Source organism: Achromobacter sp. RW408, assembly GCF_003184165.1.
Classification (GTDB): domain Bacteria; phylum Pseudomonadota; class Gammaproteobacteria; order Burkholderiales; family Burkholderiaceae_B; genus Achromobacter; species Achromobacter xylosoxidans.
In genome coordinates this window covers 41,656-54,004 of record NZ_QHHO01000004.1, presented here as the reverse complement: position 1 = coordinate 54,004, position 12,349 = coordinate 41,656, and the positions used below count along the sequence as shown (strand labels likewise).

11 protein-coding genes are annotated in these 12,349 nt (G+C 66.5%); 2 read left to right on the top strand and 9 right to left on the bottom strand.

Translation table 11 applies throughout. The features are described from left to right. Positions 1–777: 777 nt before the first annotated feature. The 6 genes from DK459_RS01435 to DK459_RS01410 form a co-directional block, all read right to left on the bottom strand. Entirely contained in the window at positions 778–1,368 is a 591-nt protein-coding gene (locus DK459_RS01435; RefSeq protein WP_006389668.1) for a TetR/AcrR family transcriptional regulator, read from the bottom strand. Between the two features lie 131 nt (positions 1,369–1,499). Further along, positions 1,500–1,805, bottom strand: coding sequence for a DUF4148 domain-containing protein (locus tag DK459_RS01430; RefSeq protein WP_020925844.1), 306 nt, complete (start codon positions 1,803–1,805; stop codon positions 1,500–1,502). A gap of 80 nt (positions 1,806–1,885) precedes the next feature. Then, the gene (locus tag DK459_RS01425) at positions 1,886–2,191 is read right to left on the bottom strand and encodes a DUF4148 domain-containing protein (protein WP_006389666.1); all 306 of its coding nucleotides are present in this window, start codon (positions 2,189–2,191) and stop codon (positions 1,886–1,888) included. Positions 2,192–2,455: 264 nt separating this feature from the next. Further along, positions 2,456–3,184, bottom strand: coding sequence for a class I SAM-dependent methyltransferase (locus tag DK459_RS01420; protein WP_049053208.1), 729 nt, complete (start codon positions 3,182–3,184; stop codon positions 2,456–2,458). Positions 3,185–3,667: 483 nt separating this feature from the next. Further along, on the bottom strand, positions 3,668–4,189 hold the full coding sequence (ssb, locus tag DK459_RS01415; protein ID WP_026382027.1) for a single-stranded DNA-binding protein: 522 nt from the start codon (positions 4,187–4,189) through the stop codon (positions 3,668–3,670). A 282-nt stretch (positions 4,190–4,471) separates the two neighbouring features. Further along, positions 4,472–5,656 (bottom strand): MFS transporter, encoded by a 1,185-nt coding sequence (locus DK459_RS01410; RefSeq protein WP_024070768.1) that lies wholly within the window; start codon positions 5,654–5,656, stop codon positions 4,472–4,474. A 134-nt stretch (positions 5,657–5,790) separates the two neighbouring features. Between DK459_RS01410 and uvrA the strand changes: the two genes are divergently transcribed. Continuing rightward, positions 5,791–8,646: an excinuclease ABC subunit UvrA gene (gene uvrA, locus DK459_RS01405; protein ID WP_020925836.1), complete on the top strand. Its 2,856-nt coding sequence runs from the start codon at positions 5,791–5,793 to the stop codon at positions 8,644–8,646. 29 nt (positions 8,647–8,675) lie between these two features. Further along, on the top strand, positions 8,676–9,338 hold the full coding sequence (locus DK459_RS01400) for a glutathione S-transferase family protein (RefSeq protein WP_006389661.1): 663 nt from the start codon (positions 8,676–8,678) through the stop codon (positions 9,336–9,338). An 86-nt stretch (positions 9,339–9,424) separates the two neighbouring features. Here the strand turns inward: DK459_RS01400 and DK459_RS01395 are convergent, their stop codons facing one another. The 3 genes from DK459_RS01395 to DK459_RS01385 are packed head-to-tail and all read right to left on the bottom strand — an operon-like array spanning position 9,425 to position 12,293. Continuing rightward, complete coding sequence (locus tag DK459_RS01395; RefSeq protein WP_006389660.1) at positions 9,425–10,552, bottom strand: deoxyguanosinetriphosphate triphosphohydrolase; 1,128 nt, start codon at positions 10,550–10,552, stop codon at positions 9,425–9,427. Between the two features lie 26 nt (positions 10,553–10,578). Continuing rightward, positions 10,579–11,655, bottom strand: coding sequence for a 3-dehydroquinate synthase (aroB, locus tag DK459_RS01390; protein ID WP_024070770.1), 1,077 nt, complete (start codon positions 11,653–11,655; stop codon positions 10,579–10,581). Then, positions 11,652–12,293, bottom strand: a complete 642-nt coding sequence (locus DK459_RS01385; RefSeq protein ID WP_006389658.1) for a shikimate kinase — start codon at positions 12,291–12,293, stop codon at positions 11,652–11,654. The genes aroB and DK459_RS01385 overlap by 4 nt, the downstream gene beginning before the upstream one ends. Positions 12,294–12,349: the final 56 nt, after the last annotated feature.

Here is a 12,349-nt window from a genome sequence, read left to right as displayed (position 1 = left end):
CCACCCCCACCGCCATTAATAGGCACCAACGGTCCAGGAGGCCCGGGGATACCGCCCTGGCCTCCTTGCGGTCCCCCGCTCGACCCGGGCTGTCCTTGTATTCCGCCGGGCACCGGCACCGCCCCCCCACCGGCACCTCCGCCAAAGGGAGATGTCGCGCCGGGCACCGCGGCGCCACCCGTACCTCCATCCCCGCCAATGATGCCTCCGCCCTGGCCAGCGTGACCACCACCACTCACCCCCGCGCCTCCGAGGCCACCGCCGCCCGTGCCCGCCGTTTGCGCGACCACCGGCCCCAACCAGCCAGCTGCCAATATCGCCAGCACCAATGGACAAGCCGCGAAGTGGCGACTCTGCGCCCCCCCACGGCCGAACGAATGGGATTCGGGCGCCAGCCCGACACCTTGGTTGATTGCTTCCCGCATCTCACTCCCTCCAAGTAGTTCATTTTCTTGGTTCGGCTTGCCTGGATCGCGCTGTGCAGATGTCCCTACGGCCGGGCTGAGTGTCATGTCGGCCTGACACGAATAGCGTCAGGTCGGCCGGCAAAGCCCGGCGTCTCCATGAGGTTGGGAGATCATGTCGGGAGTGTGGATTCGGTATGCCTTATTCTGAATCGTGGAATACCCGGGGGGACTTCGCGAATTGGCCACCCGGATTACGGGAAACATTCCCGGCTCGCCCCCCGTTTGAATGCCTACGCACGTTTTTCCACGGTAACAAACACAACGGCCGCAAGCTTGCGCATTGCGGCCGTGTCGGTGAACCTGGGGACGGTCAGGCGGCGGGCTTGTCCTGGCATTCGACGTACAAGGCGCTGATCGCCTCGCACAACGCCGGCGGCGCCTGGAACAGGCGCGACACCAGCATGCAGCCCTGCACCGTGGCGAACACCGCCCGGCCGGCCGCTTCGGCGCTGCCCGAGAACTTCAGGGTGCCTTCTTCGGCGCCTTGCGCCAGCACACGGGCCAACCAGGCTTCGTGCGCGCGGAAAAACCCCTGCAACGCGCCGCGCACGCGGTCGGGCAAGCTCATCATTTCGGCGGCCAGCATGCCGCCCAGGCACAGTTCGCCGTGGCCACAGGCCTTCGATTCCATCATCGACAGATAGGCGTCGAGCTGGGCGTGGGCCGGCTGCGCGGTATCGATGCTGCGCACCGAAGCCAGGGCGCGGGCGCTATAGGCTTCGACGGCCTCGTAGAGCAGGTCGTCCTTGCCGGGAAAGTAATAGTGGATGCTGGACGTCTTCACGCCCACGTGCTCGGCCAGGTCACGATAGCTGAAGCCGTTGCAGCCGCGGGTACGGATCAGCTTCTCGGCATGGGCCAGCAGCTGGTCGCGGGTGGTGTTGGGGGTCGGAGTGTCCATGGCTGAATATTACCTACTAATAGGTCGGTACGTCATCGGCGGTAATCCCTATGCGGCGCTCCGATGCAACCGTGCGAACCCCGGCCGGGAATGTTCCCGCCCCCCGGAGTTCGCAGTGGCCGGCATCGGACTCAGCCTTGCACGGGCGGGTAGTCCAGTTCGCCGCTGTCGGTCAGGCCCTGGGCGCGGGCAGCGGCCAGTTCCTGCTTGACCTGGGCGCGGCTCTTGTCGCCGGCGCTGGCGAAAGCGGTGGCGGCGGAGCCATCTTCGGTGCTGACCAGTTCACCGTTGGCGCGGGCGGCGGCCAGTTCTTGCTGCACCTGGGCGCGGGTCACCGTGCTGTGGGTGTCGGCGGCGGGCGGATAGTCCAATTCGCCGGCATGGGCGGCGCCGAGGAACGAAGCGGTCAGGATCAGGGCGGATACGAGGGTCTTCATGGTTGATCTCCAGTAAGGATCAGTACTGCACGATGGAGAAGATGCTATCTATCTGTAGATAGGTTTGATGCCGAAAAAAATCAGCCTTGGACGGGCGGATAGTCCAGTTCACCGCTGTCGGTCAGGCCTTGGGCGCGGGCGGCAGCCAGCTCCTGCTTGACCTGGGCGCGGCTCTTGTCGCCGGCGCTGGCAAAGGCGGTGGCGGCCGAACCCTCTTCGGTGCTGACCAGTTCACCGTTGGCGCGGGCGGCGGCCAGTTCTTGCTGCACCTGGGCACGGGTCACGGTGCTGTGGGTGTCCAGAGCGGGCGGGTAGTCGAGCTCGCCGGCTTGGGCGGCACCGATGAAGGAAGCGGACAGGATCAGGGCGGATACGAGGGTCTTCATGATGGATCTCCAGATAACGATGGTGAGGTTGTTTCGGTTAAACTATCTACTTATAGGTAGATAACAAGGTAAATAAAAAGGGGTGCTACTGTATTTCTGGTTTGGGGCGGCGCCGCGTTGTTGTCTGAGTGCTGCGTCGATGGATGAATCTTACCTACTACTAGATAGATAGCGCAAGTGGGTTTTGTGAAACTAAATATTTCATAGTGCCATTCCACGCTTTCTCCACGTTTTTCCTCGTGGCCAGCCGCCGTTGAGGCTCCCTCACCGGTTGGCCGAGACCAACAGCATCATGGGCCGATCCTGTTCCTCCGCCAGTGCCGGCTGGCGGGCAAGCTGGGTTGGACTCGGCGCCCATTCATCCAGGTGTGCCAGCGTGAATCCGGCGCCTATCAGCAGGTTCACGTAATCCGCCACGGTGCGATGCTGCTTGATCACCCCTTTGGCCAGCCAATCTGTGCGCCGCTCGCCGCGCACGGCGTATTGATTCAACGGCCAGATCCGTCGCCCGTCGTCATCCTGGATAAAGCCGGGCTGCGCCGGCGCGGTGTAGATGGGATGTTCACAGGAAAACACGAAGCGGCCGCCGGGCCTGAGCGCCTGGCGCACAGTGGCGAGCAGGGCTGGCAGGCGCTCAAGGTAATGCAGGGTCAATGAACTGTAGGCCAGGTCGACGCTTTGCGGCGGCAACTGCAGACGTTCCAGGTCCGACCGTTCGTAGCGGATGGTGGCACTGATGGTGGTGGCGCGTGCCCGCGCCAGCATGTTCCGGGACACGTCCAGCCCCAGGACACTGGCCGCGCCCTGCTCATCGGCCCAGCGGCAGAACCAGCCGAAACCGCAGCCCAGGTCGACCACGTCGCAGCCCCTGACATCGGCCAGCAACGCCCGCAGCGCGGGCCATTCCGGCGCCCCGTCCAGACCATGCACCGAGCGGGCCAGGCGGCTGTAGCCGTCGAAGAATTCAGGCGTGTCGTAAATGTTCTGGGTCATGGAGGGCTCCTGGGTTGCCGGTGGACACGGCCACGGCGAACGGACAGCGATCATCCTAGCGCGAGCCGGGGGCCGCTTCGACCCCTGTTGAAAAGCTGTGGAAAAGCCCCGGATAGCGGTGTACAAGCTGTGAAGATGCTGTGCGCAGCCTGTGGATAGATGTCCCTCGGAACGCGCGTGGATCGAGTCTGCATGCGGCTGCGGGACAGGCGCGGTTTGAAGAATGCGATCCCGGCAGGTGGTTGCGCACTATCGCCGCCATGGCGACTCGAAGCGGTCGTGGCAGAGACCTGTGTACAAGCTGTGGAAAAGGCCTGAATATCGGTGGGCAAGCTGTTGACATGCTGTGCACAGCCTGTGGACAGCCTCGGCGATTCCCCAGGGAAACCGGGCTGGATCGAGCCAAGACAGGGCCCAGACGGCACAAAGCCCGGCAAGCGCAAGGCTTGCCGGGCTTTGTTGTTGACTGCCGCGAACGCGCGATCAGAACGGAATGTCGTCGTCCATGTCGGCCAGGTTGGCGCCGCCACCGGCGGGCGCGGCCTGCGGTGCCGGACGCTGTTGCGGCGCCGGGCGCTGGGCCGGGGCGCGTTGCTGCGGCTGGCGTGCCGGCGCGTCGTCGTAACCGCCGCCACCGCCGTAGCTGCCGCCACCGCCGCCGCCATCTTCGCGGCCGCCCAGCATCTGCATCTGATCCGCGACGATTTCGGTGCTGTAGCGGTCAGCGCCGGTGTCCTTGTCCTGCCACTTGCGGGTCTTCAGGCGGCCTTCGATGTAGACCGAGCGGCCCTTCTTCAGGTATTCGCCGGCGATCTCGGCCAGGCGGTTGTACATGACCACGCGGTGCCATTCGGTTTCTTCGCGGCGCTCGCCCGAGGCCTTGTCCTTCCAGGTGGAGGTGGTGGCGATGGACATGTTGCAGATTGCGGCCCCGTCGGGGCTGTAGCGGACTTCCGGGTCGCGACCCAGGTTGCCCACGAGAATGACTTTGTTAACCGATGCCATGCCGTTGTCCCTCTGTTGTTGACAGCCTGTGCCACGCGTTGCCGCGAGCGCGCCGGCAACAACATAAATAGCGATGTTGAAGACCGGCTTCATGAAACTCGCCGGTCACCGCCATGATGACCGGCGACGCCGGTGAAGCCCTAGTTTGCCTTCTATTATCGACGAAAAGCGCTTGCCACGCCAAACAGGAATGGTGACAAAGCCGTCCACCCAGGGAAACGATTTCACCGCTGTTGGACACCGTTGGCGACGCGATCCGCGACTTTCGCCGATGGCGCCAGATCAGGCCAGCGGCTTGAGGGCCCAGGTCACGGCCAGCCACACGGCGGCCAGCACGGCGGCGCCGATGAACACCGCGCCAGCGCCGGAATGCGACGCCACCCAGCCGCCCAGCGCGCCGCCCGTGAACAGGCCCGCGGCCTGGGCAGTGTTATAGAACCCCAGCGCCAGGCCCTTGTAGGCCTGCGGCGCCACGCGCGACACCAGCGAAGGCTGCAATGCCTCGAGCACGTTGAAGGCCACGAAGAAGCCGGTCAGGGCCGCCGCCAGCGTGTAGAAACCGTGGCTGGCCGCCGGCAACAGCGCGCACACCAGCACCAGCCCGGCCACGGCGGCGCGCAGGGCGCCCCGGTGGGCGCGGCGCTTTTCGGCGACGAACACCACCGGCACCATCAGTACGAACGACACCAGGATCACCGGCAGGTAGACCTTCCACAACTCGCGCGCATCCAGGCCGCCGACCTTGGCCAGCAGCGCCGGCACCACCACGAACAGCGACACCTGAATCATGTGCAGCACGAACACGCCGAAATTCAGCCGCAGCAGGTCGGTGTGGGTCAGCACCTGGCGCGGACTGGCGGCCTGCAAGCTGCGGGCCTGTGTGCGCGGCACCACCGGCACCACCCAGCGCGCCACCGCCAGGCAGACCACGCCCAGGCAGGCGATGGTCCAGAACAGGCCCGACAGCCCCCACCAGCCCACCAGCACCGGCGACAGCACCAGCGAAGCGGCAAACGACAGGCCGATCGACCCGCCCACCATGGCCATGGCGCGGGTGCGCACTTCGTCCCGCGTGGCGTCGGCCAGCCAGGCGGTCACGGCGGCCGAAATGGCCCCGGCGCCCTGGATGGCCCGGCCGATGGTGATCCAGAACACGTCGTCGGCCTGCGCACAGACCACGCTGCCCGCCACGAACAGCAGCAGGCCGAACAACACCACGGGCCGGCGCCCCCAACGGTCCGACGCCAGCCCGAAAGGAATCTGCATGAACGCCTGGGTCAAACCGTACATGCCCAGCGCCAGCCCGACCCGGGCGGGGTCGTCGCCCCCGGGCAGGCCACGGGCGGCCACGGCGAACACCGGCAGCAACAGGAACAACCCCAGCATCCGGGCGGCGAACAAACCGGCCAGCGCCACGCTGGCGCGGCGCTCGGAGGGGGTCAATTTCAGTTTCGTGTCTGCCGGCATGCGGAATGTTCAACGATGACGTGGGCCGTCCGCGCGTGATTGTCATGCGCTTACGGTCTGATCTATGGCCTGAGGACTCGGCGCGCTATAGTACCAAGTTGGCCTTTGCAACCGCTTAAAAGAGCCCGATAGACGTGACCATACGCATTCGGGGTGCCCGCACCCACAATCTCAAGAACGTCTCGCTGGACCTGCCGCGCCACAAGCTGGTGGTGGTCACGGGCCTGTCCGGCTCGGGCAAGTCGTCGCTGGCGTTCGATACGCTTTATGCGGAAGGGCAGCGGCGCTACGTCGAAAGCCTGTCCGCGTATGCCCGCCAGTTCCTGCAACTGATGGACAAGCCCGACGTCGATCTGATCGAGGGCCTGTCGCCGGCCATCTCGATCGAGCAAAAGGCGGCGGGCCACAACCCCCGCTCCACCGTCGGCACCATCACCGAAATCCACGATTACCTGCGCCTTTTGTATGCGCGGGTCGGCACGCCCTATTGCCCGGACCATGGCCTGCCCCTGCAGGCGCAGAGCGTCAGCCAGATGGTGGACGCGGTGCTGTCCTGGCCGGCCGAAACACGGCTGGCGGTGCTGGCCCCCATCGCCCGCGGCAAGAAGGGCAGCTTCGAGGACGAATGCGCCAGCCTGCAGGCACAGGGCTATGTGCGCCTGCGCGTGGACGGCCAGATGGTCGAAATCGACGGCATGGCGCCGCTGAAGAAAACCGAGAAGCACGACATCGACGTGGTCATCGACCGCCTGCGCATCAAGCCCGAAAGCAAGCAGCGCCTGGCCGAGAGCTTCGAGACGGCGTTGCAGCTGGCCGATGGCCGCGCCCTGGCGCTGGACATGGACGGCGGCCGCGAACAGGTGTTCTCCAGCCGCTACGCCTGCCCGGTCTGCAGCCACAGCCTGCCGGAACTGGAGCCACGCCTGTTCAGCTTCAACAATCCGATGGGCGCCTGCCCCAGTTGCGACGGCATCGGCCAGGTGGGGTTTTTCGACCCCAAGCGCGTGGTCGCCTTCCCCGAACTGAGCCTGGCGGCCGGCGCCATCCGCGGCTGGGACCGCCGCAACGCCTTCACCCATTCGCTGCTGACCAGCCTGGCGGCGCACTACGAATTCGACATCGAGGCGCCCTTCGAGGACCTGCCGGAGGCGCTGCGCGACAAGGTGCTGTACGGCTCGGGCGACGAGGAGATCTCGTTCCTCTACCTGAACGAAAAAGGCCGCAGCACCGTCAAGCGCCACACCTTCGAAGGCGTGATCCCGAACCTGGAGCGCCGCTGGCGCGAAACCGACTCGGCCACCGTGCGCGAGGAACTGGGCAAGTACCGCAACATCAAGACCTGCCCCGACTGCGGCGGCTCGCGCCTGCGGCCGGAAGCGCGCAACGTGCTGATCGGCCAGGATCCGCGTGGCGGCGAACGCCATGGCCAGGCCATCTATGAAGTCGAGGCGATGCCGCTGTCGACCTGCCTGGCGTGGTTCCGCGACCTGACGCTGGCCGGCGCCAAGCAGGAGATCGCGCAGCGCATCGTGCGCGAGATCGAGGCGCGCCTGAGCTTCCTGAACAACGTCGGCCTGAACTACCTGTCGCTGGACCGCAGCGCCGACACCATCTCCGGCGGCGAGGCCCAGCGCATCCGCCTGGCCAGCCAGATCGGCTCCGGCCTGACGGGCGTGATGTACGTGCTGGACGAACCCTCCATCGGCCTGCACCAACGCGACAACGACCGCCTGATCGGCACGCTGCAGCACCTGCGCGACCTGGGCAACAGCGTCATCGTGGTCGAGCACGACGAAGACATGATCCGCATGGCCGACTGGGTCGTGGACATGGGACCGGGCGCGGGCGAGCATGGCGGCGAAGTGGTGGCCCAGGGCGATCCCGAGACCGTGCAGCGCGACCCCAACTCGCTCACCGGCCAGTACCTGAGCGGCCAGCGCGCCATCGCCATCCCCAAGCGCCGCCCGGTCACCGACGACCTGCCCTGGCTGACGCTCACGGGCGCCAGCGGCAACAACCTCAAGAACGTCGACCTGCGCCTGCCCGCCGGCCGGCTGATCTGCGTGACCGGCGTGTCCGGCTCGGGCAAGTCGACCCTGGTCAACGACACGCTGGCGGTGGCGGTGTCGCGCCAGTTGCATCACGCTCAGAGCGAACCCGCCCCTTATGTCGCGATGCAGGGCCTGGAGAACTTCGACAAGATCATCAGCGTCGACCAGAGCCCGATCGGTCGCACCCCGCGCAGCAATCCGGCCACCTACACCGGCCTGTTCACGCCGATCCGCGAGCTGTTCGCGGGCGTGCCCGAGGCCCGCACCCGCGGCTACGACCCCGGCCGCTTCAGCTTCAACGTCAAGGGCGGGCGCTGCGAGGCCTGCCAGGGCGACGGCGTGGTCAAGGTCGAGATGCACTTCCTGCCCGACATGTACGTGCCCTGCGACGTGTGCCACGGCAAGCGCTACAACCGCGAAACGCTCGAGATCCGCTATCGCGGCCGCAACATCAGCGAAGTGCTGGACCTGACGGTCGAGCAGGCGCTGGAGTATTTCGAATCGGTGCCGGCGATCGCGCGCAAACTGCACACGCTGATCGACGTCGGCCTGTCGTACATCCGGCTGGGCCAGAGCGCCACCACCCTGTCTGGCGGCGAAGCGCAACGCGTGAAGCTGTCGCAGGAACTGTCGCGGCGCAGCACCGGGCGCACCCTGTACATCCTGGACGAACCCACCACCGGCCTGCATTTCCGCGACATCGAGTTGCTGCTGCAAGTGCTCAACCAGTTGGTCGACAGCGGCAACACCGTGCTCATCATCGAACACAACCTGGACGTCATCAAGACCGCGGACTGGCTCGTCGACATGGGTCCGGAAGGCGGTGACGGCGGCGGGCGCGTGGTGGCGCAAGGCACGCCGGAAGACGTGGCGGCCGCGCCGGAAAGCCATACCGGACACTATCTCGGCAAACTGCTGCGCCGCACGCCAGGCGGATAGGCGGCGCGGCATCACTTTAGGGGATCGGCATGTACACCTTGATCATCGGCAACAAGAATTACTCCTCCTGGTCGCTGCGTCCCTGGCTCGCGCTGCGCGCCACCGGCGTCGCCTTTACCGAACAGAAGCTCGGCCTGTTCACCGAGGCCTTCGCCCGCCACCTGGAGACGATCACGCCCGCCGGCCTGGTGCCGGTGCTGCTGGACGGCGACCTGGCGGTCTGGGATTCGCTGGCGATCTGCGAATACGTGGCCGAGCAGCGTCCCGAAGCCGGCCTGTGGCCGCAGGATGCGCGCGCCCGTGCCCGCGCCCGCTCGCTGGCCGCGCAGATGCACAGCGGTTTCGGCGCATTGCGCCAGGCGTTGCCGATGAACATCGAGGCGCACCTGCCCGGCCTCGACATCCCCGAGGCCGCGCGCCAGGACATTTCCCGCATGCATGCCATCTGGCAGGACACGCGCGCCGAGTTCGGCAAGGGCGGCCCGTTCCTGTTCGGCGCCTTCTCGATCGCCGATGCGTTCTTCGCGCCGGTGGTGTCGCGCTTCGTCACCTACGGCATTGCCGCGGCCGGCCCGGTGCGCGACTACATGGACGCGGTCCTGGCCTTGCCGGCGATGCAGGAATGGATGCGCGACGCGCGCGCCGAAGCCACCTTCGTCGAGGCCGACGAGCCTTACCGCAAGCACCGCTGACGCCGATGTCATCGCGTGGGACCGTCAGCGGCCGGCCGGCTCGCGGGCCGGGGCCTGTGCGCGGCTCCTTTTAACGTCAACAGGCCCTAGACCATGTCGAACAAGCGTTTGTGTTCGCGGATGGCATAGCGGTCGGTCATGCCGGCGATGTAGTCGGCGATGGCACGCGCCTGGTCATTGAATGTCGCGCGGCGATAGTCGGGCGGCAGCAGGCGCGGATCGTCCAGGAACGCGGCGAACAGCTCTCGCACGATACGGCGCGCCTTGGTGGTCATGCGCAGCACGCGGTAATGCCGATAAAGATTGTCGAACAGGAATTTCTTCAGTTCATCGGCCTCGCGCCGTATGCCGTCCGAAAACCCGGCCAGCGGCGGCGCGCGGCGCACGTCGTCGGCGCTGGCAGGCGCCGCGTCGCGAATGCGCGCCAGCGACGTGCGCGTCAGGTCGCCGATCAGCGTGTTGATCATGCGACGGATGGTCTCGGCCACCGCGCGGCGCGAAGCCAGATCGGGATAACGCGCCAGCACCTCGGCGTAATGGCGCTGGAAGATGGACACGCCCTGCAGCTGCTCCAGCGTGATCAACCCGGAGCGCAGCCCATCGTCGATATCGTGATTGTTGTAGGCCACTTCGTCCGCCAGGTTGGCGATCTGCGCCTCCAACGAAGGCTGGGTGCGCGCCAGGAAGCGCTCGCCCACCGCGCCCAGCTGCCGCGCATGGGCCGCCGAGCAGTGCTTGAGGATGCCCTCGCGGGTCTCGAAGCACAGGTTCAGTCCGTTGAAGTCGGCATAGCGTTCTTCAAGCTCGTCGACCACCCGCAGGCTCTGCAGGTTGTGCTCAAAGCCGCCAGCCTCGGGCGCCAGCTCGCGCATGCAGGCGTTGAGCTCGTCCTGGCCGGCATGGCCGAACGGCGTATGGCCCAGGTCGTGCGCCAGCGAAATGGCTTCGGTCAGGTCTTCGGACAGCCCCAGGCTGCGCGCCAGGGTGCGCGCGATCTGCGCCACTTCCAGGCTGTGTGTCAGCCGGGTGCGGAACAGATCCCCTTCGTGGTTCACGAAGACCTGGGTCTTGTACTCCAATCGCCGGAATGCGCTCGAGTGGACGATACGGTCGCGGTCGCGCTGGAATTCGCTGCGGTTCTCCGGCGCGGGTTCAGCATAGGTCCGGCCGCGCGATCGGGACGGGTCGGATGCATAGGAAGCCAGTTCTTTCATCTGCGACACCGTCTCTCCTGCGGTATTTACTGCGTGGTTCGGGCCAATACGGCGCGCACGGCATCGGCCGGCGCCGCCCGCATCATCGCTGCCCCGATGCGGTTCATGAGCACGTAGCGGATCTCGCCGCCCTCGGTCTTCTTGTCGACCTGCATCAGGTCCAGCCAGCGGTCGGCCCCCAGGTCGGGCGCGACAACGGGGCAGCCGATGGCCTCGACCAGGCCGCGTACACGGGCCACGTCGGCGCGCGGAAAGTCCGCCACATCCGCCGACAATTCCGCAGCCTGCACCATGCCACAGCCCACCGCCTCGCCATGCAGCCAGGCGCCATAGCCCAGGCCGGCCTCGATGGCGTGGCCGAAGGTATGGCCCAGATTGAGGATGGCGCGCAGGCCGGATTCGCGTTCGTCCTTGCCCACCACCTGCGCCTTCAGCTCGCAGGAGCGACGGATGGCGTAGGCAACGGCCTGCGGATCCAGGCTGCGCAATTTCTGCGCATTCTGTTCGCACCACTCCCAGAACACCGGGTCCAGGATCAGGCCGTACTTGATGACCTCGGCCAGGCCCGCGGATACCTCGCGCGCCGGCAGCGTGGCCAGCACGGCGGTGTCGATCTCGACCGCCAGCGGCTGGTAGAACGCGCCGATCATGTTCTTGCCCAGCGGATGGTTGACGGCGGTCTTGCCGCCTACCGACGAGTCGACCTGGGCCAGCAGGGTGGTCGGCACCTGCACGAAACGCACGCCGCGCATGTACACCGCGGCGGCAAAGCCGGTCATGTCGCCGATCACGCCGCCGCCCAGCGCCACCAGCACGCAGCGGCGGTCCAGGCGATTGCCCAGCAGCGCGTCGAAGATCAGGTTGAGGGACTGCCAATCCTTGTACGACTCGCCGTCGGGCAGTTCGATGCGCAGCACCCGCTTGCCGGTGCGCGCCAGCGCGGCTTCGGCGCGTTCGCCGTACAGCGCCGCCACGGTCGGATTGGTCACCACCGCGATGGCGGTGGCGTCGGCGGGAATGCTCTCGTCCAGGGCATCCAGGCGCCCCGGCGCGATGCGGATGGGGTACTGTCCGCCCGGGGTGTCGACCTCAACAACGTTCATATCTGCTTCTCGAAGGCTTGTAATTGCGGCAACAGCGCCTTGACCAGGGTGTGGATGGGCATGGAGCCGGTTTCCACCACCAGATCGGCGACTTCCTTGTAGAGCGGTTCGCGCAGGGTCATCAGGTCCCGCAGCGTGCCGCGCGGATCGGCGGTGGCCAGCAGGGGCCGGTTGCGATCGCGGCAGGTGCGGCGGAACAATTCGTCCACGCTGGCCCGCAAATAGACCACGATGCCACGCTCGCGCAGGCGCGCCCGGTTCTCGGCCGCCAGGATGGCGCCGCCACCGGTGGCGAGAATTATGTTGCGCCGTTGGGTACACTCTTCCAGGGCCGCGGATTCCCGGCGACGGAAACCGGTCTCGCCCTCGATTTCGAAGATTACCGGCACCCGCACGCCACAACGCGCCTCGAGCTCATGGTCCAGATCGATAAAATCGCGCCCCAGGGCACGCGCCAGGCCACGGCCGATCGTGGTCTTGCCCGCCCCCATCATGCCCACCAGGAAAATGGGCAGGTCGTGCGGCAACGACACGGCCCTGCCTGCGCACTCCGAAGCGCAGGGCGGGTTTTCGGGCGCCTCGCCAGTGGGCGCCAGGTCCGGATCGGCCTCCGGACATGAGTGAGCGGAAAAGTTCATGACGGCATTATCACATCTGCCGCCAAGTTGCCCGCGCGCCACACTGAACTATCTTG